Origin of the sequence: Arthrobacter sp. StoSoilB19 (genome assembly GCF_019977275.1) — a bacterium.
Taxonomy (GTDB): Bacteria; Actinomycetota; Actinomycetes; order Actinomycetales; family Micrococcaceae; genus Arthrobacter.
This window is the reverse complement of the sequence record NZ_AP024650.1, coordinates 556566-580707: the sequence shown is the minus strand read 5'-3', so window position 1 is coordinate 580707 and position 24142 is coordinate 556566. Positions and strand designations below refer to the sequence as shown.

General features: G+C 66.3%; 27 protein-coding genes and 1 riboswitch. Of the genes, 10 read left to right on the top strand and 17 right to left on the bottom strand.

The features are described from left to right. Positions 1-39: 39 nt before the first annotated feature. From LDO86_RS02825 to LDO86_RS02815, 3 genes are read left to right on the top strand one after another with little or no spacing between them, the layout of a single operon-like run. Positions 40-603, top strand: coding sequence for an SSI family serine proteinase inhibitor (locus LDO86_RS02825; RefSeq protein WP_018771853.1), 564 nt, complete (start codon positions 40-42; stop codon positions 601-603). Then, complete coding sequence (locus tag LDO86_RS02820; RefSeq protein ID WP_018771852.1) at positions 581-1513, top strand: hypothetical protein; 933 nt, start codon at positions 581-583, stop codon at positions 1511-1513. Before LDO86_RS02825 ends, LDO86_RS02820 begins: the two co-directional genes overlap by 23 nt. Then, positions 1510-1842, top strand: a complete 333-nt coding sequence (locus LDO86_RS02815; protein ID WP_018771851.1) for a hypothetical protein — start codon at positions 1510-1512, stop codon at positions 1840-1842. Before LDO86_RS02820 ends, LDO86_RS02815 begins: the two co-directional genes overlap by 4 nt. Positions 1843-1934: 92 nt before the next feature. Here the strand turns inward: LDO86_RS02815 and LDO86_RS02810 are convergent, their stop codons facing one another. Together LDO86_RS02810 and LDO86_RS02805 are read right to left on the bottom strand one after the other, a co-directional pair. Further along, a complete protein-coding gene (locus LDO86_RS02810) occupies positions 1935-4976 on the bottom strand; it encodes a S8 family serine peptidase (protein WP_224084462.1) in 3042 nt (1013 codons plus the stop codon). A 352-nt stretch (positions 4977-5328) separates the two neighbouring features. Further along, positions 5329-5514 carry a hypothetical protein gene (locus LDO86_RS02805; RefSeq protein WP_018771849.1) on the bottom strand — a complete coding sequence of 62 codons (186 nt, stop codon included), beginning with the start codon at positions 5512-5514 and terminating at the stop codon, positions 5329-5331. Between the two features lie 269 nt (positions 5515-5783). Between LDO86_RS02805 and purS the strand changes: the two genes are divergently transcribed. The 3 genes from purS to purL are packed head-to-tail and all read left to right on the top strand — an operon-like array spanning position 5784 to position 9116. Further along, positions 5784-6035, top strand: coding sequence for a phosphoribosylformylglycinamidine synthase subunit PurS (purS, locus tag LDO86_RS02800; RefSeq protein ID WP_015935902.1), 252 nt, complete (start codon positions 5784-5786; stop codon positions 6033-6035). A 1-nt stretch (position 6036) separates the two neighbouring features. Further along, on the top strand, positions 6037-6810 hold the full coding sequence (gene purQ, locus LDO86_RS02795; protein ID WP_018771848.1) for a phosphoribosylformylglycinamidine synthase subunit PurQ: 774 nt from the start codon (positions 6037-6039) through the stop codon (positions 6808-6810). Then, positions 6807-9116 (top strand): phosphoribosylformylglycinamidine synthase subunit PurL, encoded by a 2310-nt coding sequence (purL, locus tag LDO86_RS02790; RefSeq protein ID WP_018771847.1) that lies wholly within the window; start codon positions 6807-6809, stop codon positions 9114-9116. Before purQ ends, purL begins: the two co-directional genes overlap by 4 nt. A 74-nt stretch (positions 9117-9190) precedes the next feature. On the opposite strand, the gene LDO86_RS02785 is transcribed toward purL, so the two are convergent. Genes LDO86_RS02785 through LDO86_RS02770 form a run of 4 tightly spaced genes read right to left on the bottom strand, consistent with a single transcriptional unit; the run spans position 9191 to position 10764 of the window. After that, complete coding sequence (locus tag LDO86_RS02785; protein WP_018771846.1) at positions 9191-9484, bottom strand: DUF503 domain-containing protein; 294 nt, start codon at positions 9482-9484, stop codon at positions 9191-9193. A gap of 14 nt (positions 9485-9498) precedes the next feature. After that, positions 9499-9819, bottom strand: a complete 321-nt coding sequence (locus LDO86_RS02780) for a putative quinol monooxygenase (RefSeq protein WP_018771845.1) — start codon at positions 9817-9819, stop codon at positions 9499-9501. Then, the gene (locus LDO86_RS02775) at positions 9816-10358 is read right to left on the bottom strand and encodes a DUF1990 domain-containing protein (protein WP_224084262.1); all 543 of its coding nucleotides are present in this window, start codon (positions 10356-10358) and stop codon (positions 9816-9818) included. Before LDO86_RS02775 ends, LDO86_RS02780 begins: the two co-directional genes overlap by 4 nt. Next, positions 10351-10764, bottom strand: coding sequence for an MmcQ/YjbR family DNA-binding protein (locus LDO86_RS02770; protein WP_018771843.1), 414 nt, complete (start codon positions 10762-10764; stop codon positions 10351-10353). The genes LDO86_RS02775 and LDO86_RS02770 overlap by 8 nt, the downstream gene beginning before the upstream one ends. A 45-nt stretch (positions 10765-10809) precedes the next feature. On the opposite strand from LDO86_RS02770, the gene LDO86_RS02765 reads away from it, so the two are divergent. Next, positions 10810-11838 (top strand): 2-oxoglutarate and iron-dependent oxygenase domain-containing protein, encoded by a 1029-nt coding sequence (locus LDO86_RS02765; protein ID WP_018771842.1) that lies wholly within the window; start codon positions 10810-10812, stop codon positions 11836-11838. Here LDO86_RS02765 and LDO86_RS02760 read toward each other — a convergent pair. The 6 genes from LDO86_RS02760 to LDO86_RS02735 form a co-directional block, all read right to left on the bottom strand. Continuing rightward, on the bottom strand, positions 11835-12260 hold the full coding sequence (locus LDO86_RS02760; RefSeq protein WP_018771841.1) for a CoA-binding protein: 426 nt from the start codon (positions 12258-12260) through the stop codon (positions 11835-11837). The genes LDO86_RS02765 and LDO86_RS02760 overlap by 4 nt on opposite strands. A 37-nt stretch (positions 12261-12297) precedes the next feature. Continuing rightward, positions 12298-13263 (bottom strand): hypothetical protein, encoded by a 966-nt coding sequence (locus LDO86_RS02755; protein WP_018771840.1) that lies wholly within the window; start codon positions 13261-13263, stop codon positions 12298-12300. Next, positions 13260-13811 (bottom strand): sigma-70 family RNA polymerase sigma factor, encoded by a 552-nt coding sequence (locus tag LDO86_RS02750; protein WP_018771839.1) that lies wholly within the window; start codon positions 13809-13811, stop codon positions 13260-13262. Before LDO86_RS02750 ends, LDO86_RS02755 begins: the two co-directional genes overlap by 4 nt. Positions 13812-14105: 294 nt before the next feature. Then, positions 14106-14477 carry a YegP family protein gene (locus tag LDO86_RS02745; protein WP_018771838.1) on the bottom strand — a complete coding sequence of 124 codons (372 nt, stop codon included), beginning with the start codon at positions 14475-14477 and terminating at the stop codon, positions 14106-14108. A gap of 188 nt (positions 14478-14665) precedes the next feature. Next, a complete protein-coding gene (locus LDO86_RS02740) occupies positions 14666-15955 on the bottom strand; it encodes an adenylosuccinate synthase (protein WP_026266160.1) in 1290 nt (429 codons plus the stop codon). A 238-nt stretch (positions 15956-16193) separates the two neighbouring features. After that, complete coding sequence (locus LDO86_RS02735) at positions 16194-17279, bottom strand: M14 family zinc carboxypeptidase (protein ID WP_155845661.1); 1086 nt, start codon at positions 17277-17279, stop codon at positions 16194-16196. A 184-nt stretch (positions 17280-17463) separates the two neighbouring features. Further along, a riboswitch (SAM riboswitch) is annotated at positions 17464-17567 on the top strand. A 13-nt stretch (positions 17568-17580) separates the two neighbouring features. Here LDO86_RS02735 and LDO86_RS02730 point away from each other — a divergent pair. Both LDO86_RS02730 and LDO86_RS02725 read left to right on the top strand, forming a co-directional pair. Continuing rightward, positions 17581-18789 (top strand): cobalamin-independent methionine synthase II family protein, encoded by a 1209-nt coding sequence (locus LDO86_RS02730; protein WP_018771835.1) that lies wholly within the window; start codon positions 17581-17583, stop codon positions 18787-18789. 201 nt (positions 18790-18990) lie between these two features. After that, positions 18991-19620: a uracil-DNA glycosylase gene (locus LDO86_RS02725; RefSeq protein WP_142069093.1), complete on the top strand. Its 630-nt coding sequence runs from the start codon at positions 18991-18993 to the stop codon at positions 19618-19620. A 12-nt stretch (positions 19621-19632) separates the two neighbouring features. On the opposite strand, the gene LDO86_RS02720 is transcribed toward LDO86_RS02725, so the two are convergent. The 4 genes from LDO86_RS02720 to LDO86_RS02705 all read right to left on the bottom strand — a co-directional run bounded on the left by LDO86_RS02720 (position 19633) and on the right by LDO86_RS02705 (position 22208). Beyond that, entirely contained in the window at positions 19633-19773 is a 141-nt protein-coding gene (locus LDO86_RS02720; protein WP_018771833.1) for a hypothetical protein, read from the bottom strand. Positions 19774-19968: 195 nt separating this feature from the next. After that, positions 19969-20391: a DUF3151 domain-containing protein gene (locus LDO86_RS02715; RefSeq protein WP_018772228.1), complete on the bottom strand. Its 423-nt coding sequence runs from the start codon at positions 20389-20391 to the stop codon at positions 19969-19971. After that, positions 20392-21411, bottom strand: coding sequence for a class II fructose-bisphosphate aldolase (gene fbaA, locus LDO86_RS02710; RefSeq protein WP_018772229.1), 1020 nt, complete (start codon positions 21409-21411; stop codon positions 20392-20394). It lies immediately after the preceding gene. 122 nt (positions 21412-21533) lie between these two features. Next, positions 21534-22208, bottom strand: a complete 675-nt coding sequence (locus LDO86_RS02705; RefSeq protein WP_018772230.1) for a TrmH family RNA methyltransferase — start codon at positions 22206-22208, stop codon at positions 21534-21536. 52 nt (positions 22209-22260) lie between these two features. Here LDO86_RS02705 and LDO86_RS02700 point away from each other — a divergent pair, with 52 nt between their 5' ends. Continuing rightward, a complete protein-coding gene (locus tag LDO86_RS02700) occupies positions 22261-23091 on the top strand; it encodes an HAD-IIA family hydrolase (RefSeq protein WP_026266218.1) in 831 nt (276 codons plus the stop codon). A 2-nt stretch (positions 23092-23093) separates the two neighbouring features. On the opposite strand, the gene LDO86_RS02695 is transcribed toward LDO86_RS02700, so the two are convergent. After that, positions 23094-24134 (bottom strand): thioesterase domain-containing protein, encoded by a 1041-nt coding sequence (locus LDO86_RS02695; RefSeq protein WP_018772232.1) that lies wholly within the window; start codon positions 24132-24134, stop codon positions 23094-23096. Positions 24135-24142 lie beyond the last annotated feature (8 nt).

Here is a 24142-nt window from a genome sequence, read left to right as displayed (position 1 = left end):
CAAGCGACTAGAATAACCAGACCAAGGAGAGGAAGCCTGATGCGTAGTTTCCGCATACTCGCCACGGTCCTGGCAGTTGGCGCCGGGCTAATCACCGGTTGCAGCGGCACTCCTGACAATGGCACGTCCGCCTCACCTGCGCCCTCCACCTCCGCAGCCGGAAGCTCATCCGCAGGCTCCCCTACTCCTTCCCCGGACACCGAAACGTCGGTACCGGCTCCCGCCCCCACCACGTCGCGGCCAAGTGCCGGCCCGGGGCAGGGAAACGCTGAACTCGCCATCACGGTGGTGCCGTCCCAGGGCGCGGATGAACTCGACTACACCCTGGTTTGTTCCGCCGGCACCCCTGCCGCGGAAAGCAGCCACCCCAACGCTGCCGCGGCCTGCGCAGCGCTGAAAGCCAACCCGGCCATCCTGTCCCCGGCGGCCCCGGGAACTTCCCAACCCTGTACCCAGCAGTACGGCGGCCCCCAGAAGGCAACCGTGACGGGCATGGTTGACGGTGTTGCCGTGGACTCCTCCTTTGCCCGGACCAACGGATGCGAAATCAGTGCGTGGGACGCTGCCAAGGACGTGCTGGGTGCCGCCGGTGGAGCCTCTTAAGCTCCTGGCGGCAGACAACGCCCAGGCGAGGGAAGAAGCCCACCTGCAGCGCGTGAGCCGCTACGCCGATCCCTACCTGGCCCGACGGTCCGCTGGCCAAAAACACCCGGTGGAGGACTTTCTCTTCACCTATTACACGCAGAAGCCGGGCCAGCTGAAGCGCTGGCACCCCGGCGCCGGAGCGGTCCTTACGGGCGCACAGGCAGCCACGCGGCTGGGGTGGAAGCATTACAGGATGCTCGACGACGGCGAGCTCGCCTCCCTTGGGCTGGCCGCGGGAAGCACCGCGGCCACCTTCGATCGGCGCGCCTTCCTGGCCGACCGCAAGGATGCCGTGGCCTTTGCCGGCATCATCCTCCGGGGGACGGCGGCCAGGCCGGCACAGTTCGGCTGTTTCGGCCTCCACGAGTGGGCCATGGTGTACCGCCAGGACAAATTCGACCTCCGGCATGAGTATCTGCAGCTGCGGCTGGGAGCGGCCGGCACCGACCGGGTGGTGGAGGAGAACAGGATCCGCTGCACCCATTTCGATGCGTTCCGCTTCTATACCCCCGACGCCATCCCGCTCAACGAACACTCCCCCAGCCGGGACACGCAGCGCCACATGGAACAGCCGGGCTGCCTGCACGCCAACATGGACCTTTACAAGTGGGCGTACAAGCTGCTGCCTGCGCTGTCCAGTGAACTGGTCATGGACTGCTTTGAACTGTCCTGGCGGATCCGGGCCATGGATATGCAGGCTTCCCCGTACGATCTGGCTGGCTGGGGCTATCCGGCCATCCCCATCGAAACGCCGCAGGGCAAGGCCGCCTATGTCGAGCACCAGCGTGCCTTCGCCACGGAAGCGGGGGCCCTGCGGGAACGGCTCGCCGCGGAAATCGGGGCCGTGTCGGACGGAGCGCCGCATTGATCGACCTGACCATCCGAATCCGCGAGGCCCCCGATGCGCCGGAGCATGTGTTCCGGCTGGTAGCCACGGATGGCGCCCCCGCAGCCGGGACCACGCTGCCCCGACCTGGAGCAGCCCTCGCCGCCGTGGAGCGGTTCGGTGAAGGCATCTTCTTCCCCAAACCTGGTCCTCCCAAGCTGTGCACCCAGCAGTACGGCGGCCCGCAGGTTGCCACGGTCACCGGAACTTTCCATGGGCGCCACGTCAACTCGACCTTTACCCGCACCGACGGCTGCGAGCTCGCCCGCTGGAAGGCCATGGCACCTTTACTGGGCGGCACAGCCACTTAGCCTTCCGCTGCCTGGCCTTCCCGCCGGCAGGAACGAAAAAAGGTCCCGGGCGGCCTGATAGCCGCCCGGGACCTCCCCCCATGCCTTCCGGATCAGGTTGCGGGTACCGCCTGGGCCAGGTCAAGCCGGGGAGCGCCGGCCGGGGCGGGGGCAGCGCCCTGTCCCACCTGCACGTTCACCCAGGTTTTGATGCCGTTGCTGCCAAGGCTCAGCCGGGAGAGGTAGGAGCCCTCCTGGAGTCCGGTCCAGCTCAGGGTCGCCGAGGTGGCGGTTCCGTTCGGCGCCACGATGGGGTTTGGGTTCACCGTGAGGTTGCCCGCGTCACCGGCGAAGGTCACAGCCTGGACGGACGCGGTGGCCGGCCCATTGTCCGGCGTGGCGTAAAGGTTGGCCACCACATAGTAGGTGCCCGCCCGCGGCGACTCCAGGTCCAGGAATTCACTGGCCGAGGCAGTGGCCACCTGGGTGGCCGTCAACCCGCCAGACGCGCTCGGTGCGTAGACCACCATGTCCCAGTCGACGTCGTTCGACTGTGCCTGGATGCCCAGCCGCGCAAACGAGGCACCGGCCGGCACCTTCACCTGGAGCAGGGCGTTGTGCGCGTCATTCGTGGCCGCGTACTCGCCCGGGGTCTTGGTGATGGCGGTCTGGCTCAGTGGTGCCAGGCCCTCCACGCCGACGGCGATGGGGTTGTCGGAGCCGGATACGAGCTCCATCGTGCCGCTGCCGGTGCCCGTGGCCGAGCTGAAGGAGAACGACGGGGCAATCTGGGCATCAACAGGACGGATGGCAATAGGGGACGTAACCGTCCGCGGGCCCTTCCAGGTGAGGCTTCCAGTGCTGAACTTGCCAACCGGTCCGCTGACGTTCCGGATGGTGACGGTGACTTCACGGGTCTGGCCGGCCCTGGCGAAGTTCAGCGCCTTGGGTTCGACGTTGACGTTGAAGCCCGGCATGTTCACCTCGGGGTGGTACATGCCCGGGACCAGGGCGGTCAGCTTGCGCTTCACCTGGACTTCGCCCACCAGGCTGCCCAGCGCGATGGAGGGCAGGTTGAGGTCGCGGGCGGCAATGCTGCCGGCCTGCGGCGCTCCGGTGTCAACGCCCTGCCCGTTCAGGAAGCCGAGCCAGTCCTGGGTCCCGGAGTCGTAGACCAGCCCGGGATCAAGGACGCGGGTGGAATCGATGTGGCCGGCGCCGCCCTGGAAGGGGTCGGTGTTGGGCGAACCGTCGGCATTGACCAGAGGGTAGGCGGTGGTCATCATGGCGGACTTAACCATTGCCGGGGTCCACTTCGGCTGCTTGCCCAGGACCAGGGCACCGAAACCGGCGATGTGCGGTGCGGCCATGGAGGTGCCGGACATGAACCCGAACTGGTCGCCGTCGTTACCGATCGTGGAGACACCGGCCAGGACGTTGACGCCCGGGGCGGAGATGTCCGGCTTGAGCAGGTCGCCGCCGGATGCCAGGGTGGGCCCGCGGGACGAGAAGCCCGCGATTTGGGGTGCCGCGGCTGGTGGCAGGCCGGTCAGGTCGCCCTTGACCAGGCTGACGGTCAGCACCGGATTGGCTTCCAGCTTGGACTTCAGCTCCAGGCTCTTGGGGGCATTGACGTGGACAGTTGGAACAACGTGGTTGTCTGCGTCCTCCGAGCTGCTGGTGAGGTTCACCAGGATCATGCCCACGCCGCCCTTGTCCAGGACCTCCTGGCTCTTGGCGGTGCGGTCCACCACGCCGCGGTCGCAGACCACAACCTTGCCGGCCACCTTGGAGCCGTCAAGGGTCCCCGGGCCGCAGAGGTTCGGGTTTGCCGCACCCGCGGCCGCGGCGGCCGCGGCAAGGACAACGGGCTTGTCCGCCACTTCCGACTTCATAATGGACGCTCCGCGGTACAGGGAGCCGTCGGACACCTTGACCGTTCCCAGCAGGTCGCTGGGGAAGGTGGAAGCAGCCACGGTGGTCAGCCACGGTGAGGCATGGTTCACGGTGGAGGCCGCAGGGCCGGAGTTGCCGGCCGAAGCCGAAACGAAGACACCTGCGGAAGCCGCGTTCAGGAACGCCAGCGCCACGGGATCGGTGGTGCTGTTGTTATTGCCCGATATGGAGTAGTTCAGGACATCGACGCCGTCCTTGATGGCTGCGTCCACGGCCTCGACCGACGCCGAGGAGTAGCAGCCGCCCGTGTCCGGGTTGGTGTCCTCCCAGCAGACCTTGTACACCGAGACTTTGGCTGCGGGGGCCACTCCCGAGCTCTTGCCGAAGCTGGTTCCATCAATCACCTGCTCGACATTGGCATTGCCCGCCGCCGTGGTGGCGGTGTGGGTGCCGTGGCTGCCAACGTCCACCGGGGAAATCTGCTCTTCCGGGGCACGGTTTCCCGGCGCCACGTACTGCAGGAAGGAATCGGCGAAGTATCGGGCGCCGATGACCTTGGTATTGCAGAGCGAGCCGTCAAACCCGGCCCCGGTGCCCTCGCCTTTTTGGCATTCCCCTTCGAAGGTGGTGCCGTCCGCTTTGAGCATGGCAATCCTGCCATCGCCGGTGCGGTACGGGACGCCCACCTGCGGGTCACCCTGCAGTGGCTTCACGGGTTCGCCCTGCAGGAAGGGGTTGTCCGGTGCGTACCCCGAGTCGATGACACCCACCACAACGCCCTTGCCGGCGTTTGCCTGGCCGCCGAACTGTTGGGCCCATGCGCCGTCCGGGCCGGTGAGCTTGAGGAAGTCGGTGGTGGTGTAGACAGGCTTGTTTTCGACGTCGGGTGAAACCACCAGGACGCGGTTGTCCTTGGACAAGGCTGCCGCCTGCGTTGCGGTCAGCTCGGCAGTGAACCCGTTCAGTGCTGCGGTGTACTGCTTTGCGGGGCTGACACCCTGCGCCGCTGCGACTTCACGCTGCTGGTTGCGAAGGTGGGCGTCGTAGGCCTTGTAGTTGGGGCTGCCGGCGTCGAGCTTCCTGCCCTGCTGGGGCTTGGTGGCTCCCAGTCCGGCAACTCCCCCTTCGTACGCCGCGGCAGCCGGGCCGGCCAGCACCACGATGTACCGGCCGTCCTTGAATTGGCTGTCCTTCGCAGTGGAGGAGGCATTTTCCGTACCTTGGCCGCCGGGTGCCGCCGACGCGGGACCCACGGCCATGGAGCTAAGGAGAAGGGGCAACCCGACGGCCAGTGCGGCCGCTTTCCGGAGGCCCCCAGCCCGCGAGGGGCTCTTTCCAGTTGATTTCACGTGCAACCCTTTCACGATGTACCGCCCAGCCTTGGTGGGCAGCCCGAACGACTGGAACTGCAGAGGGAATTACAGGTTTTGTAATTTGCTGAGACCAGACTGTTCACAGAGTACAGACTGAGAGCACGATATGACATAGGGCACATTTGAGAATTTTCCGCTTGTCATACGGGGGTGGGGCGTTGGCCCGCAGGACCCGGAAACAGGCATGGAAAAGGGCGCCCCGAAGGACGCCCTGGCAGACGAGAGACCGCAGGCGAAACTACTGGCGGGGAGTGCGCACCACGTCACTGATCCATTGCCTGGTTTTTTCATCCACAGGACCGGCTACCCGCGTCTCCCGGGCCAGGCGGTCCGCCTTCACTTTTTGAAACACCATCCTGCCCAGGCCGGCGAACACGGCCGCGGCAACCATCGGCAACAGCACGGACTTCGAATTTTCTCCCATTCAGCAACTCTAGTGAACGCCCTCCGGCAACTCCATAACCCCGCCCAGGGGCGCCCCCGTCCCCGGTTCATTCCCGGCCGCCCGGCTGCCCAGGAGGCCGGATGCAAAGGGGTGCGCCCGGCCCGGTAGAATGGTAAGGCAAGCTCGCGGAGCGCCCGACCTCATGGTGAACCAACGCAGGTGACCAACAGTCCCCCCAACCCCGGTACGGCGTGAGACGGCACCACTCCGCTGCGCCCTTACCCAAGCTCACGCACAGGAGTTGCCGGATGCCCCGGATCGTTGTTGACGTCATGCCCAAGCCCGAGATTCTGGACCCGCAGGGGAAGGCGATCGTCGGCGCTCTCCCCCGGCTGGGCTTCACCAGCTTCAGCTCTGTCCGCCAGGGCAAGCGTTTCGAACTGACGGTCGACGGCGAGGTGACCGAGGAAATCCTGGCCCAGGCCCGCGACGCCGCCGAGACCCTCCTGTCCAACCCCGTGATCGAAGATGTCGTCAACGTCGAGGTCGTCGAGGCCTGACATGACTGAACTCCCCCTGATCGGCGAAGCCGTCGCAGTCGCGGCGGAGCCGCGCCTCGCCGGCGCCCGCATCGGCGTCGTTACCTTCCCCGGCACCCTTGATGACCGCGACGCCGCCCGCGCCGTGCGCCTTGCGGGCGGCACCGCCGTCGAACTTTGGCATGGCGACAGCCAGCTCGGCGACGTGGATGCCGTGGTCATCCCCGGCGGCTTCTCTTACGGCGACTACCTCCGCGCCGGCGCCATTGCCCGCTTCGCGCCGTTGATGTCCAAAATCATCGACGCCGCCAACTCCGATGCCAAGCTGCCGGTCCTCGGCATCTGCAACGGCTTCCAGATCCTCACCGAGTCGCACCTGCTGCCCGGATCGATGATCAAGAACGACCACCTGAAGTTCCTCTGCCGCGACCAGGTGCTGCGTGTCGAGAACAGCAACACTGCGTGGACCCTGGACTACCAGGCGGGCCAGGAGATCACCATCCCGCTCAAGAACCAGGATGGCCAGTACATCGCGGACGAGAAGACCCTGGACGCCCTTGAGGCTGAGGGCCGCGTTGTCTTCCGCTATGTGGGCTTCAACCCGAACGGCTCCCGCCGCGACATCGCCGGCATCTCCAATGCCGCCGGCAACGTGGTGGGCCTCATGCCGCACCCCGAACACGCCGTGGAGCCGGGCTTCGGGCCCGAATCGCTGGACGGCATCGGCGGTTCCGACACCGACGGCCTGGGCTTCTTCACCTCCGTCCTGAACAAGATTGTGGGAGGCGACAAGTGACCACGGAAACCACCAAGAAGTTCAACATCGACACGGTCGAGAACGCGGCCAAGACCCCGGACACCGAACTTCCCTGGGCCGAACTCGGCCTGAAGCGGAACGAGTTCGACGAGATCGTCAAGGTCCTGGGCCGCCGCCCCACGGGCGCCGAACTGGCCATGTACTCCGTCATGTGGAGCGAGCACTGCTCCTACAAGTCCTCCAAGAACCATCTGCGCCAGTTCGGCCAGAAGGTCACCGAGGAAATGAAGAAGGACATGCTGGTGGGCATCGGCGAAAACGCCGGCGTGACCAACCTGGGGGACGGCTGGGCCGTGACCTTCAAGATCGAATCGCACAACTCGCCGTCGTTCGTTGAGCCCTACCAGGGCGCGGCCACCGGCATCGGCGGCATTGTCCGCGACATCATCTCCATGGGCGCCCGCCCCGTGGCCGTCATGGACCCGCTGCGCTTCGGCGCAATCGACCACCCGGACACCGCCCGCGTCATGCATGGTGCCGTTGCGGGCATCGGTGGTTACGGCAACTCCCTGGGCCTGCCAAACATCGGCGGCGAGATGGTGTTCGACTCCGTGTACCAGGGCAACCCGCTGGTCAACGCCCTGGCAGTCGGCGTCATGCGGCACGAGGACATCCGCCTGGCCAACGCCTCCGGCAAGGGCAACAAGGTGGTCCTGTTCGGTGCGCGCACCGGCGGCGACGGCATCGGCGGCGCCTCCGTGCTGGCCTCCGAGTCGTTCGACGACACCAAGCCCTCCAAGCGCCCCGCCGTCCAGGTGGGCGACCCCTTCGCCGAGAAGGTCCTCATCGAGTGCTGCCTGGAGCTCTTCAAGGGCTCCCTGGTGGAAGGCATCCAGGACCTTGGCGCCGCCGGCATCTCCTGCGCCACGTCGGAACTTGCTTCCAACGGCGACGGCGGCATGCAGGTTGAGCTGACTTCCGTCCTGCTGCGCGACCCCACGCTGACCCCGGGCGAGATCCTGATGTCCGAGTCCCAGGAACGCATGATGGCCGTTGTCACCCCGGAGAACGTGGAAGCGTTCGAGGCCGTGATGGACAAATGGGCCGTGGAGTACTCCTGGCTGGGCGAGGTGACCGATACCGGCCGCCTGATCGTCACCTGGGAAGGCGAGGTGATTGTCGACGTCGATCCCCGCACCGTGGCGCACGACGGCCCGGTCTACGACCGCCCGTTCGCCCGCCCCGAGTGGCAGGATGCCGTGCAGGCGGACACCTTCACCGGTTCCGTGCAGGACGCCGGCCGCCCGGCCGCCCCCGCTGAGCTGGCCAAGGCCGTCACCGAACTGGTGGCGTCGCCGAACATGTGCTCCAAGTCCTGGATCACCAACCAGTACGACCGCTACGTGGGCGGCAACACCTCCATGGCGTTCCCCGACGACGCCGGCGTGGTGCGCGTGGACGAGGAAACCGGCCTGGGCGTTGCCCTGGCCACCGACGCCAACGGCCGCTACACCTACCTGGACCCGTACCACGGCGCGCAGCTGGCACTGGCCGAGGCCTACCGCAACGTAGCCACCGCAGGCGCCATCCCCATGGCCGTCAGCGACTGCCTGAACTTCGGCTCCCCCGAGGACCCGGACGTCATGTGGCAGCTTGCCGAAGCCATCCGCGGCCTGTCCGACGCCTGCATGGTGCTGGGCATCCCTGTCACCGGCGGCAACGTCTCGCTCTACAACCAGACCGGCACCACGCCCATCCACCCCTCCCCGGTGGTGGCAGTCCTGGGCAAGCTCGACGACGTTGCGCGCCGCACGCCGTCGGGCTGGCGTGAGGATGGCCAGGCGATCTACCTGCTGGGCACCACGGGCGCCGAGCTGGACGGTTCCGAATGGGCCAACATGCGCGGACACCTGGGCGGACAGCCGCCGAAGGTGGACCTCGAGGCCGAGCGCGCGCTGGGCGAGATCCTGATCAACGCGTCCCGCGACGGCATGATCGACTCCGCCCACGACCTCTCCGAAGGCGGCCTCGCGGCTGCCCTGGTGGAGTCCTCGCTGCGCTACGGCGTGGGTGCCCGGATCGCGCTGCAGGACGTCATGGACCGGGACGGCGTGGACCTGTTCACGGCCCTGTTCTCCGAGTCCCAGGGCCGTGCCGTTGTGGGCGTCCCCCGCTCCGAGGAAGTCCGCTTCACGGACATGTGCACCGCCCGCGGCTTCACCCACACCCGCATCGGCGTGGTGGACGCGGCCAGCGGCAAGCTGGAGATCAACGGCGTGGAGGGCCTGTCCCTGGACGCGCTCCGCGAAGCCCACGAAGGGACCCTGCCGAAGTACTTCGGCTAGGCCCCACAGAACGCGGACGGACACTCAAGCCCATAGAGAGGGCTTTGGGTGTCCGTCCGCATTTAAGGACCGGTTCAGTCCTCGCTGTGCAGCTCCCGCTGCCGTGCACTGAGCAGCTCGAACTCCGGCCGGGCTGCCACAAAACGTTCGACGGCGGCCAGCACCTCCACGAGATGGGCCCGGTCAGCTGCCACCAGGCCAACGCCGACCTGCGAGCGCCGGTACTGGGCATGGTCCCCGACTTCGGCGACTGACACCTCGAAGCGGCGTTTGAGCTCGGCAAGGAGCGGCCTGACGACGGAGCGCTTTTCCTTCAGGCTCTGCACGTCCCCAAGGAGGATGTCGAACTCGATCCAGCCGATCCACATGGCCGCCCCTGTCTTTACTCGATGGTGAGCTCACCCATCAGGTCCCAGCCTTCGCCGTCCAGCTGGCGGCTGATGATCCTGGGTGTTTCGGCGAGTGCCTGGGGCATGTCGGCCATGGCCTTCTTGAAGTGGCCGCTGTTGACATGGTCTCCCGCGGCGTCGTCCTTGAACGCTTCCACCAGGACGAACTCGTTGGGATCGTCCACACTTCGGGACCAGTCGAACCACAGGTTGCCCGGCTCCTCCCGGGTAGCCCGGGTGAAGTCTGCCACCAGATCGAGCCAGCGCCCGGACCAATCGGGCTTGACCTTGAACTTGACGACGATAAAGATCACTGGGATGTTCCTTCCGCGGCGAGGGTGCGTGCCCCTTCAATGTACCGGGAAGTAACGTAGCGCTGTGCCGCGCGGGTGACCAGGCCACCGGCGGCGTAGAACCAGTTGGCAGGCCTGCTGAAAGCACGGATCCGCAGCCACACCTCTCCGTGGCTGTTGATCTCCACCTCGAAGGATTCCTCGCCACGGGCGGGGTGGCCGGGCAGCGTCCCGTAACCAAACCCGGCGGATTGGGGAACACCGTCCGGTGCCGGCTCCCGCGCCCACACCACCTGGCAGGGCGCGGGCAGGCGGAAGGGCCCGACGCCGAAACCGCTCACCACGTGTGCCCCGGGCACAGCCCTTGGCGCGTCTGCCCGCACCGTGAGGCCAGCCCTCCGCTGCAGTTCCCAGCCCAGGATGCCGTCCGCCACGCGCCGGTAGACGCCAAGGCCGGTACCCAGGCGGGCTTCCTCAAGGACGCGGTCGTACCCCACTGGCGCGACGCCGTGCTCCGTGCCGCCAATTCCCGGATAGCCGAGTCTTCCCGCGTCAATCATCGCCGCCTGCCCTTTCGAGGCGTGCCCACCCCAGTTGATCCTGCTGCTTCCGGCTCAAGCCTGACACCACAAGGTCGTAGGAGTCCTCCACCATGTCCCGGATCATCCCGTCCGGCAGCGACCCGTCGATGCGCACACCATTCCAGTGGGTCTTGTTCATGTGCCACGCCCCGGTGATTGCCGGGTGTACCGCGCGCAGCTGCACGGCCAGGGCCGGCTCGCACTTCAAGTTCACGTAGAAATCGCGTTCGTCCATGGACGACAGGGCAAACAGTTTAGCCTCGTGCCGCGCTCCCCCGGCAGTCCCGGCACGGACCTTGAAGACCGAAGTCTCCGGTCCGAACGGAAAATCCTCATAGGCTCCGGGAAACGAAAGGCAGATCTTCCGCAGCGCACTTGGGTCCATAACGGAAGCCTATAAAGCAGACCTGCGCGGTGCTAGTCTGCGAACATGTCACGCGACCAGGGAGCCATACCTGTTCTGGACCTGCGTGCCGCCCGGCGGGCCGACGGCACATTCAGCCCGGAGTTCATCGACCAGCTGCGGCACGCCACCCACGACATCGGGTTCTTCCAGGTCACCGGTTATGGTGGCCGCCCGGGACAGGCCGAAGAGCTCCTGGACACTATTCAGCGCTTCTTCGACCTGCCCCTTGAGGAGCGGATGAAGCTGGACAACCGCCTCTCCCCCCACTTCCGTGGCTACACGCGCATGGGCACCGAGGTGACCCAGGGCCGGGCCGACGCTCGGGAGCAGATCGACTATTCACCGGAGCGCGAGCCGGTGCGGGACTACCCGGACAGCCAGCCTTACTGGCTGCTGCAGGGTCCCAATCTCTGGCCCGATGAAACATTCCCCGAGCTGAAGCCTGCTGCCATGGAGTGGGCGGAGCTGATGTCCGGCGTGGGCATGGAACTGTTGAGGGCAATCGCCGTTTCGCTCCAGCTGCCGGAGGACTACTTCGACGGGCCCTTCCGGGATTCACCGGCATGGATGGGCAAGCTGGTCCACTACGTGGGCGGCGTGGTGGAAGCGGCCGGGGACCAGGGCGTTGGCTCGCACGCGGACTACGGCTTCGTAACCCTCCTGCTGCAGGACAACGTGGGCGGCCTGGAAGTGCTGCCGCCCGGAACCACCCAGTGGCTGCCTGTGGAGCCCCTGCCGGGGGCACTGGTGGTGAACCTTGGCGAGATGCTCGAAGTAGCCACGGCGGGATACCTGGCGGCGACCATCCACCGCGTCCAGGCACCGCCACCGGGCGTCGACCGGTACTCGGTGCCGTTCTTCTGGTCGCCGCGGCTCGACGCGGTCATCGAGCCCGTCCCCCTGGCACCCGAGCTAAAGGCGGCTGCCCGGGGTATCACGGACGATCCGGACAACCCGCTCCTGGCATCGTTCGGCCTCAACATGCTCAAGGGCCGGATGCGGGCACACCCGGACGTGACCGAACGGCACTATCCGGAGTTGATGAAGCGCTAAAGGTTGTACTTCCAGGCAAGCTGCGCCGGGCACAGATTCATCACCACGTCCAGCCCCGCCGCCTTGGCACGTTCCGCCGCTGCCTCGTCGATGACCCCCAGCTGCAGCCACACGGCTTTCGCCCCGGCGGCAATGGCCTGGTCCACCACGCTGCCCACCTTCTGCGAGTTCACAAAGCAGTCCACGACGTCGATGGGCTGCTTGTCCGCCGGGATGTCGCCGAGGGTGCGATAGCCGGGTTCGCCGTGGACTGTGTCGCCGTTCAGGTTGACGGGGATGATCTCCATGCCGAGCCGGTCGCGGATCATCAGCGAGACGTCGTAGGCGGAGCGCCACTCATTGGTGGTGAGTCCGACGATGGCCCACCGGCCCTTGGTTCGCAGAAGGCGTTCGATGACTGCGGGATCGTTCGTGTGGCCCATGGGATCAGCCTACGCTGCCCGTCCTGTCATGCTTCAGCTACTTCAGCGGGGTGGCGGCCTTGGGGCCTGTGCCCTGCGACTCTGAACCCCCTGCGCCCTGTGTCCCTGGTTCCAGCGTCCCTGGGTTTTGTGGCTGGCCTTGGCCCGGCACCCGGCCGGTGGTGGCAGCGGAACCGGCCGCCTTCTGCGCCGTCCCGGCCGGGTCCACGCCGCCTGCCACAGTAGCCGGTGCCGGCGCCCCGGCCTTGCCCGGTCCGGCCGCAGCTGGATCCGCCGGGGTTCCCGCCGGCACAGCCCGTCCGCTGCCATCCATGCCGCCGACGGCTCCACCCACTGCAGCAGCCCCGGGTTCGGCCGCGCAGTTCCCTGGACCTGTGCCGGCGTCGTGCTTGGCGGGGCCGGCACACGCCGGCGTGCGGGTGCCGCCGAACAGGCCGGCAGGATCGCGCAGGAAACGGGACGCACGGTGTGACGCGTCCGCAGCCCCAGCCGGTGCGGCAGTTGCGCCGGACTGGGTGACTTCCCCTTCCGCGCCCACGTCTGGCCCGCCGTCGGTGGAGGAGGCGGCCGACGCGGCGTCGGTCGTATGGTTCCACGGCATCCATTCCGTCAGCACGTGCTCAATGGGGCTGCCTCCGGGAGCGGTGGAGCTGGCGGCTACTCCGCCAACGCCCAGCCCCATTCCCGCCACGAGGACCAGGCCCAGCGCGGTGGGGCGGTGCCGACGGCGGCGGCGCGCCAGTTCATCGCCCGGCCGCGCACCCCGGTGGGTACCCGGCTGCTCAACCCGCTGCTCACCCTCGAGATTCCCGGAAGCGGCGTCTTCTGTCGGACCTCCTGCTGCCAGCATCGCGGCAAGCTCGCCGGTGGGCGCGGGTACGGGCAGTGAGGCCAGGGCGCCCAGTGCGACCAGGGTGTCACGGAGTTCCGCATCCTGGGCTGCACCGGCGTCCTGGAGCATGTCGTCGACAAGGGCGATGAGATTATCCGAAGCGGACGTCATGGCGTGAGATACTCCTTCACTGCCGCAAGTTCCCGAAGTTTCAGCAGCGCGCGCCGCTGGAGCTGTTTCACGGCACCGGCGCTCTTATCGATGGTTTCCGCGGTCTGTTCCACTGTCAGGCCACCCACCAGGCGAAGCGACAACACGTCCCGCTGGTCCTGCGGCAGCCCGTCCAGCAGCCCGAGGACTTCCCGGGGTGAGATGCGCTCCAGCGCCAGCTTTTCCGCTGAGCTGTCCTGGCGCTGGTCAAGCTCTGGCTCGAACGGCAGTTTGAGCGGGCTTCGGCTTTGGCGGCGGTGGTCGTCCACCATCCGCGCATGGGCAACGGAGAAAATGAAGGTACGCAGCCCCGCATCCCCTCCGCGGACACTGTCGAGCCTGGGCAGGACGGAAAGAAACACTTCCTGCATGGCGGCCTCCGGATCCTCGACTCCCCGGGCGGTGAGATAGCCCAGCACCTGCGACGCGTACGTCTTGTAGACGAGGCTGAAGGCAGCGGTCCCGGGAGTTGGCTGGTCCGGAGCCTCGTCTGTCTGTGCATCGGTCACTGACGTAGTGCTTTCCGTCAAAGAGGGAGTTGGCAAGGTGAACGCTCAGTACATCCGGAACGCTGCCCCTACTTTACCCTTCAGTAACAACCGCTGCCGGAAGCGCCACGGCGCCGGGTAAGCGGGCCATTGCGGGCTCCCGGCACCTGAAGCCGGCTGGGCGGAAAACAAAAGAGCCGGTCTGGAACGTGATGGGGGACAGGTTCCAGACCGGCACTTCATAGGGGTAATCGCTACGCACCCCCAAAGGGTTACGCGATTTCAAAAACTTTTTTGGCAGCCGTTCCGCGGCTGTCAGCGGGCAGCTGCCCTGGTCCACCGGGGCGGCGTCGCCTGCCTGCGCGATGCCTTGGCCAGCGCGAAAAAGTGCAGCCTGGCGGGCAGGCGCTCGTCGCTACAGACAGGTACGACGGCGGAGGGCAGCTCCGCGGGAACGGCGGCGGCTGCCGCTACGGGCACGGTTGCGGGACGGGATACGGCCCCGGCGGGACAGAGGTCGGTGACCAGGCCGGTGCCGGCGCACTCACGCACGGCAGCGATCCCTGCCGCCAGGGCCTGCTTGTCCTGGTACGGCCCGGAGACAGCCACCACTGCGCCATCCGGGGCCAGGAGCCGGAACCGGAACAACGAATCAGCGTCAATGAATGCTTCAAATTTTCCGGCCATGACGATCCTTCCTTGGGCACCAGGGGGTACTACCGAGTCTTGCCGGTACGCGTGCAGCCTCACAAGACCGTGCGCGTTAAGCCTGTGTAAATTGCTTTTCCACCCGGGGCCGAACGTCCCGGGACGCACAAGCGGCAGGCCACCCGCAAAGGTGGCCTGCCGCCGTCGTCATGCTGCCCTGGGGAGTGTCAGTCGTTGATGAGGTCGTTCACCACGATGGTCTGGTCCCGGTCCGGGCCCACGCCGATGGCGGAGAACCGGGTTCCGGAGAGCTTCTCAAGGGCCAGCACGTAATTCCGGGCGTTCTCCGGCAGGTCCGCCAGGGTGCGTGCCCCGGTGATGTCCTCGGTCCAGCCGTCGAAGTACTCGAAGATGGGCTTGGCGTGGTGGAACTCGGTCTGCGTCATGGGCATTTCATCGTGCCGGACGCCGTCCACGTCGTAGGCCACGCACACGGGAATCTGTTCGATGCCGGTGAGCACGTCCAGCTTGGTGACGAAGTAGTCCGTGAAGCCGTTGACGCGGGAGGCATGCCGGGCCAGGACGGCGTCGTACCAGCCGCAGCGGCGCGGGCGTCCAGTGTTGACGCCGAATTCGCCGCCGGTCTTCTGCAGGTACATGCCCATCTCGTCGAAGAGTTCCGTGGGGAACGGGCCGGCGCCAACGCGGGTGGTGTAGGCCTTGATGATGCCGATGGAGCGCGAGATGCGGGTGGGCCCGATGCCGGAGCCAACCGACGCGCCGCCGGCGGTGGGGTTGGAGGAGGTCACGAACGGGTAGGTGCCGTGGTCCACGTCCAGGAACGTAGCCTGGCCGCCTTCCATCAGGACCACCTTGCCCTCGTCCAGCGCGGTGTTCAGGACCAGGGTGCTGTCGATGACCAGCGGACGGAGCCGCTCGGCGAAGGACAGGAAGTAGTCCACGATCTCGTCCACCACAACGCTGCGGCGGTTGTAGACCTTGACCAGGAGTTCGTTCTTCTGGCGCAGCGAGCCTTCCACCTTCTGGCGGAGGATGGATTCGTCAAAGACGTCCTGGACGCGGATGCCCAGCCGGGCCACCTTGTCCATGTAGGCGGGGCCGATGCCGCGGCCGGTGGTGCCGATGGCGCGGCTGCCCAAGAAGCGTTCGGTCACTTTGTCCAGGACCTGGTGGTACGGGGCCACCAGGTGGGCGTTGGCGGAAACCCGCAGCTTCGAAGTGTCCGCACCGCGGGCCTGGAGCCCGTCGATTTCCTGGAAGAGGGCTTCGAGGTTCACCACGCAGCCGTTGCCGATGATGGGAACAGCGTTGGGGCTGAGAATGCCTGCCGGCAGCAGCTTGAGTTCGTACTTTTCACCGCCTACGACGACGGTGTGCCCGGCATTGTTGCCGCCATTGGGCTTGACGACGTAGTCAACACGGCCGCCCAAAAGGTCGGTGGCCTTGCCTTTTCCTTCGTCGCCCCACTGGGCTCCTACGATCACAATTGCTGGCATGGGATCCTCCCCCATTCGTTCGGGCTGCCCGGGTCCAGCCACCTGGTGGCGGGCCCATGCAGCGCCGTTCATGAGAATGCCCCGAACATACCGGCCTTCGCACAGCCGCAGCACGGCACGGCGAAGCAAGAGTTCCGGGGCTCTTACCACCCAAGTTTAGCCGATGGGGCACTTTGTCCACTGTTGTGGCCCGCCGCGGCCCTTTCGCAAATATGGGCCGCGGCGGGCGCCGGGCCTCCTACTCGTCCTCGGCCTCCCCCGCGGGCCGGGACGTCTGCTCGGCGAGCGTGTCCCAGAAGGAGGTGTCGGCGTCGGCAATGGATCCATCCGCGATGGCCGCGGCGGTGGACGCCAGCGTGGTGACCGTCTGCTTGATCAGGTAACCATTGCTCCGCTGCCCCAGCGCGTAACCATCCAGGTAGTGGTCGGACATGCCGCGCATCTCGAAAAGCAGGGTGGCAATGCCGTATTCCACGGAGATGCCGTTGCGGCTGATGGTCTCGGCGCTGCCGCCCTGGTACCTGCCCAGGTGGCCCCAGCCGGTGGAGTCAACGTTGTTGAAGACAACGGCGCCGAGCCGCTTTGATTTCTCGACGACGGCGGGGTCGGCGTTCGGGGTGGTGGGGTACAGGATGGAGCCGGAAACCAGCTTGCCGTCGCGCTCGGCGCGGGTGCCCTGGTGGTGCAGGTCGATCATGTAGTCAATGCGGTACTTGCGCATCACGTTGTTGTGCAGCGCCTGGGTCTCCGGCTGGACCTTGGCCACATGGTCCCGGTTCAGGTCCACGCCTTCCGCGTTGTAGCGGGTGAGGTGGCGGTCCCCTCTGGCAAGGTAGTCGTCCAGGGAGAAGTTGACATCCCCCATGGCACCGTCCCCGTTGAGCATGGGCACGATGAGGATGTTCACGCCGTCCAGGATGCCTGCCGACTTGCCCGTGCCCAGGTGCTTGACGAACTCGAGGGCACCCTCGGTGGTGAGCTGTTCATTGCCGTGCTGCTGGGTCAAATACAGGATGGTGGGCTTGGCCGGGTCCGATATGTACTTGACCAGGTGGATGTCGCGGCCTTTGACGGTCTGGCCGATGACCTCCAGCTCCATGGCGGGCTGGCGCGCATCCTGGTCCTTCAGGAACGAGACCATCTGGTCGTAGGTGGCCAGCTTCGACGTGGTGATCTGGCCGTTGCCGTCGTAGGAAGGCCCTTCGCCTACGGCGCCGGCCAGGGGCGCCGGACCTGCTGCGACGGCGAGCGCGAGGGCTCCGCTAACGGCAAGGGTCCTGAGGGATTTCGTCACAGTTACCTCTTTCGAGTGCTCGGGTGGCATCCGCCGCTCCGTCGCAGCGGAGGCATGTGACATTCACACAACCAAGCTTAACGAAACCTGTCAATATGCTGGACAAACGCTGTAAGTACGTTCCGGTCCTGCCGCCGGCGGCCGGCCGGACATGCCCACGACATAAAGCGGTGCGGATTTGCGCGGCTCCACGCGCGTCGATTTATCTGAGAGTGGACCATCCGGAGCGGCCGAGAGACCTGGCTCAATGACGCCGCAGCAACCACGTCCCGGCAGACTCCTGCCGGCCGAAGGTGCTACTGCCAGGACCGATGGAAAGGAAGATTCCAGCATGTCCCAGAACACCGACCATATCCGCGTGACCCACGCCGGTTCATTGCCCCGCACCCCTGAACTCATTGCGGCCAACGCCGCCAAGGAAGCCGACGGCATCACGCCGGAATTCCTGGAACTCCTCGAAGCCTCCGTAGTGGACGTGGTGCAGCGCCAGAAGGACCTTGGCATCGACATCCCCAACGACGGCGAGTACGGGCACACCATGTCCAGCTCGGTGGATTACGGGGCGTGGTGGAATTACTCCTTCGCCCGGCTCGGGGGCCTTGAGCCAACCACCGTGGACCGCTGGGCCGAGTCCGGCGTCCGCCGCTCGTCCCCCGGCAACGTTGTCCTGACCTCGTTCCCGGACCGGCGCGACCGGCAGGCCTTCAACGAGGCCTACAGCGATCCCGCATCCGGCATCCTCACCCACCGCAAGAGCGTTGCCCAGCCCAAGATCGCCGGACCGCTGACCTACACGGGCCAGGACCTGGTGGCCTCGGACATCCGGAACCTGAAGACCGGGCTCGCCGCCGCAGGCCTCACGGATGGCTTCGTGGCCTCCCTCTCCCCCGGCTCATGCGCGCGGGTAGCCAACGACTACTACAAGAACGACGAGGAACTCGTCTACGCCTGCGCTGATGCCATGCGGGAGGAATACAAGGCCATCATCGAGGCCGGCCTTACGGTGCAGCTCGATGATCCGTCCCTGGCCGAAAGCTGGGACCAGATCAATCCCGAGCCATCCCTGGACGATTACCTGAAGTTCATCCAACTGCGCGTCGAAGCGACCAACTGGGCGCTGCGCGGCCTGCCGCAGGAACAGATCCGGCTGCACGTGTGCTGGGGATCCTGGCACGGCCCACACACCACGGACATCCCGTTCGCCGACATCATCGGCTCTGTGCTTCAGGTCAACGCCGGCGCCTATTCCTTTGAAGCGGCAAACGTCCGCCACGAACACGAATGGCGGGTGTGGGAGGACACAAAGCTCCCCGAGGGCAAGGTGATCATCCCGGGCGTTGTTTCGCATGCCACCAATGTGGTGGAGCACCCGGACCTGGTGGCGGACCGGATCGTCCGCTTTGCGGACCTCGTGGGCCGCGGGAACGTCATTGCCTCCACCGACTGTGGCCTGGGCGGCAGGGTGCACCCGCAGATCGCCTTCGCCAAGCTGGAGGCACTGGGTGAGGGTGCCCGCCGCGCCTCGAAGCGCCTCTTCTAGCCGCTCCCGCACCGACGCGCCGGCTGTGCCTTCCATCACCGGAAGGGGCGGCCGGCGTTTCGCTTGCCTGGGCTTGCTAAACTGGAGTAGGCCGACCAGGAGTTGGTCCACCCCAATCAACCGCCACTGATGTGCCGTGCCGCCGTGCGCCCATGTCCGTGGCGGCAGCAACGCCAATCCCCGCAGGAGATCCAGCACTTCATGACAGCCCTGGCACCCGAAACATTCCACGAACAGCTCATGAGCCGCCGCTACGAACCCAGCGTTGCCGCCGTCAACGAACTGTGTGATTCCCTGCAGGAGGCCAAGCCCGGAACCGTGGTGCCCTACGTGGACCCCATGCACGACGTGGAGGAATGCCGCATCATCAGCCTGTTCTCCAACATCGGCGAGGTGGATCCGTCCGGGTTCATCACCCCCGGCGACCAGGACGCTGTTACCCGCATGCTGGGGATCCAGTGGAAGCTTGGCCTGCGCCCGGAGTTCGTCATGCCGTGGAACGTCCACCCTTGGCACGTCCCGGGCGAAGCCAACGGCAAGTTCACTCCGGACCAGATCCAGTCAGGCCTGAAGCCCCTGCTGAAGTTCCTGGCCCTGGTCCCCCGCGCCTCGGTGATCGTGGCGCATGGCACCGAAGCCAACCGCCTGGCCAACCTGCTGTTGAAGACCGAGGTGCCCCTCCTCTGGCGCCGCGGCCTGAAGACCTACAAGGTCCGCTCGCTGAGCGGCCGCGCCTTCGCCGGTTCCCCGGCCCGCCAGGAGGAGTACCTGGAGGACATGCGCACTGCCTATGCAGACGCCATGGCCCGCACGGGTATTGCCAAACCTTAAGACCTGCGCCGCTCAGCCTGTGGCATCGGACTCGGTAAACGAAATTCCCGGTGCCGATTCGTCTTCGGCTTCAACCCAGGTGGTGAAGTCGGCGTACGACATCCACGAGTAGTAGTCACAGAACCTGAGACGCGATTTCTCCTGCTTTCCCACGCTTCGCGCAGCTCCTCCTTTCCTCCCCTGGCCCTTCGATTCTTTTAACCGAAATGAGGGACGGCGCATTCCAGGCCGGATACGACGGCGGGCGGTCACCTTCTCATTGAAAGGTGACCGCCCGCCGTCGTTCCCAGCCCGAACCCCTCCCTGGCAATCTGCACCAGGAAAAAGTGCGGGCGTGGGCCCAGGGAGTTATTCGCCCTCGATGGCTGCCTTTGCCGTGGGATCGGAATCGTTCAGGAACTTCTCGATCCGCTCCGGCTCTTCAGCCTCGCCGATGGCCGACGAGGCCCGGCCCAGGGAGTAGAGGGCCCGCAGGAACCCGCGGTTTGGCTCATGCTCCCAGGGGATGGGCCCCACGCCGCGCCAGCCGTTGCGGCGCAGCGCATCCAGTCCGCGGTGGTAACCCACCCGGGCATAGGCGTAGGAGTCGATGGTGCGGCCTTCCGTCCACGCCTCCTCAGCCAGGACGGCCCACAGGAGCGAGGACGTTGGGTGCTTCGCCACCAGGTCCAGGGCCTCCTGGCCGGCCTCAAGCTGCGCGTTCACCTCGGTTTCGGCAGGCAGGAGAGTGGGCTCCGGCCCCATCAGGTTCCGGCGGAACTCGTCCGACATCTAGAAGGTCTTTCCGGCCGAACCGAGCTGCTTGGTGGCTTCCACCACGCGGGCCGCCAGGCCGGCTTCGGCGGAGGCGCCCCAGACGCGGGGGTCGTAGGTCTTCTTGTTGCCCACTTCGCCGTCCACCTTCAGGACGCCGTCGTAGTTCTTGAACATGTGGTCAGCAACCGGACGCGTGTAGGCGTACTGGGTGTCGGTGTCGATGTTCATCTTGATCACGCCGTAGGAGACGGCGTCGGCGATTTCCTGGTCGGAGGAGCCGGAGCCGCCGTGGAACACGAGGTCGAACGGGTTGTCCTTGCCGATCTTCGCGCCCACCTGGGCCTGGATGTCCTTGAGGATCTCCGGGCGGAGCTTGACGCCGCCGGGCTTGTAGACGCCGTGGACGTTGCCGAAGGTCAGGGCCGTGATGTAGCGGCCGTTTTCACCGGAGCCCAGGGCATCGATGGTGGCCAGGGCGTCCTCAACGGTGGTGTACAGCTTGTCGTTGATGGCGTTTTCCACGCCGTCCTCCTCGCCGCCAACGGTGCCGATCTCCACTTCGAGGATCATCTTGGCGGCAGCAGTGCGGCCGAGCAGTTCGCGGGCGATGCGCAGGTTTTCCTGGAGGGTCTCGGCGGAGCCGTCCCACATGTGGGAGTTGAACAGCGGGTTCCGGCCGGCCTTGACCTCAGCCTCGGAAGCAGCCAGCAGGGGCAGGACGAAACCGTCCAGCTTGTCCTTGGGGCAGTGGTCCGTGTGCAGGGCGACGTTGACGCCGTAGTTCTTGGCTACTTCGCGGGCGAAGGCTGCGAAGCCCAGGGAACCGGCAACCATGTCCTTGGTGGATGCGCCGGACCAGTAGGCCGCACCGCCGGTGGAAACCTGGACGATGCCGTCGGACTCCGCCTCGGCGAAGCCGCGGAGCGCTGCGTTGAGCGTCTGCGAGGACGTGACGTTCACGGCCGGGTATGCGAAGCCGCCCGCCTTCGCGCGGTCGATCATTTCGGAGTAGATCTCTGGGGTTGCAATGGGCATGCTGGCTCCTCTGCTGAGTTTCGTCTGTGGGTGGAAGACCCTCAAGTAGACCGCTTACGGCTAGGCACCATCCTAGCCATTCCCGGACCACGAGGGTGTTTCGGGTCACCGCTCAGTAACACTCAGACGTGCTGGTTGAACACGTGCCGCCGGATCCAGGCGTGCATGGCGATGGCGGCTGCCGAGGCGGCGTTGATGGACCGGGTGGAGCCGAACTGCTCGATGGACAGGGTGGCGGCGGCGGCCTGGTGGACTTCGGGGGTCAGGCCCGGGCCCTCCTGTCCGAAGACCAGCACGCAGTCGCGCGGCAGCTCGTAAGTCTCCAGGGGAACCGAGTCCGGGAAGATATCGATGCCGATGATCGCCAGCCCCTCCCCCTGCGCCCACTGGACGAAGTCCTCGACCGTGGGGTGGTGGCGGACGTGCTGGTAGCGGTCGGTGACCATGGCGCCGCGGCGGTTCCATCGCCGCCGGCCGATGATGTGCACCTCTTTGGCGAGGAAGGCGTTGGCGGTGCGCACCACCGTGCCGATGTTCAGGTCGTGCTGCCAGTTCTCGATGGCCACGTGGAAGTTGTGCCGCCGGGAATCGAGCTCCGCCACGATCGCTTCGTGCTTCCAGTAGCGGTACTTGTCCAGGACGTTGCGGCGGTCCCCGTCGGCAAGGAGGTCAGGGTCCCAGTGGTCGCCTTCGGGCAGTTCGCCTTCCCAGGGCCCGACGCCGACCTCCGCCTTTGCGGGCTCGGCCTCCCCGGGCTCGTGGCGGGGTTCGTCTGGCAGGCCGGGCGTTTGGTTCACCCCTCAACACTAGACTGGAGCACTGGAGCATTCATCACCGGTGGAGGTAAACGTGGCAGAAGAAGACCAGGTAGCAGCAAACCCCGCGGTTTACCGCAGCGGCCAGGAGATCGAGTGCTGGCTGACGGACATGGACGGCGTCCTGGTCCACGAGAACCAGCCGATCCCCGGCGCCGCGGAACTGATCCAGCGGTGGGTGGATACGTCCAAGCGCTTCCTGGTGCTGACCAACAACTCCATCTTCACCCCGCGCGACCTTGCCGCCCGCCTGCGTTCCTCCGGCCTGGAAATTCCGGAGGAAAACATCTGGACTTCGGCGCTGGCCACGGCGCAGTTCCTCAAGGACCAGGTGCGGGGCTCAGAGTCCGGCAACCGCGCCTACACGATCGGTGAGGCGGGGCTCACGACGGCGCTGCATGAGGCCGGCTTCATCCTCACCGACCAGAACCCGGACTTTGTGGTGCTTGGCGAGACGCGCACGTACTCTTTCGAAGCCATCACCATGGCCATCCGGCTGATCCTTGCAGGTGCCCGGTTCATCGCCACCAACCCGGATGCCACCGGCCCCTCCAAGGACGGCCCCATGCCCGCCACCGGTGCCATCGCGGCCCTGATCACCAAGGCCACCGGCCGCGAGCCGTACATTGTGGGCAAGCCGAATCCCATGATGTTCCGCTCCGCGATGAACCAGATCGATGCACACTCCGAGACCACCGCCATGATCGGTGACCGGATGGATACGGACATCATCGCCGGCATGGAAGCGGGCCTGCACACCGTCCTGGTCCTCAGCGGCATCACGCACAAGGATGACATTGCCGCGTATCCGTTCCGCCCCAACCAGGTGCTGAACTCCGTGGCGGACCTGAAGAACCAGATCTAGGACTAGAAGATGCTCACCCGGGAGCCGCCCCGGGGCAGCGGGAAGAACCCGTCCAGCAGTTCCGTCACCAGGGGCCGGTAGACCTGCGGATTCCAGCCGGGGCTGGCGTGGGCGGGTGCCGCGCCGGTGGTCTGCAGGTTGCTTGAGACCATGTTGTCCTTGAAGACCACGGCCCAGGTTTCCGCCGCGGTTTCGTAGTCGACCGTCCTGTCCTTGGGGTTCCCGATATAGGCCATCTTGGCCGTGCCCAGCTTCCCGGCGAACTGGCTTCCCTCGAAGTGGTAGATATACGCGGACTCGGTCTGGATCAGGACGCTGGAAGGTGCGATCGGGGACAGCTGCTCCAGGGTCTGGTCCAGGACCTGCCGCCAGCTCCGTTCGTCCTTGTGGATGATCCGTTCACCCAGCTCATACCCACCGCGCAGCGTGGACGGGAACCTGACGCCGCGCTCGTAAAGGAACACCACGCCGTCGAACCAGCTTTGGTCCAGCACGTCGTGCGCACTGTAGGGACTGGAGTCCAGGAGGATGAACTGCACCTGGACTCCCTGCAGGGCAAGGAGTCGGGCAGCCACCTGGGTGGCCAGCATCCCGCCGAAGCTGTGCCCGTAGAAGAAGAGCTTGGTGATCTTCTCTTCGGCAATGTAGTCGGTGATCGCGTTGACCACCTCCGTGATGTTCAGCCCCAGGTTGGAATACCCGACGGCGGCGAGCCGGGCGCGCTTGTTCAGCGCCCCGCGCAGGGTGTTGAGGATCCATTGTGCCTCTTCCCAGCTGGTCTTGTACCCCGGGAACAGGAACCAGCTGGCATCCGGGTAATAGGCGTCCGCGAAGTCGTCCGCAACGCTGAGGATCCTGGTGGTCCGGCGCTGCGACTGGACCTCGCGGGTAACCAGCATGTCGGCAGCCAGCAGCCCGGACGCCCCTGCACCCGCCAGGAACGTGCGCCGCGAAAAGCGTTTCAGCGCAGCCGCCTCCGCCAGCAGCCGGGCGTGGGAAACCCCGCGCCCGCCCTGCGGACTTACCTCCCCCTCATACGGCACACTCCTAC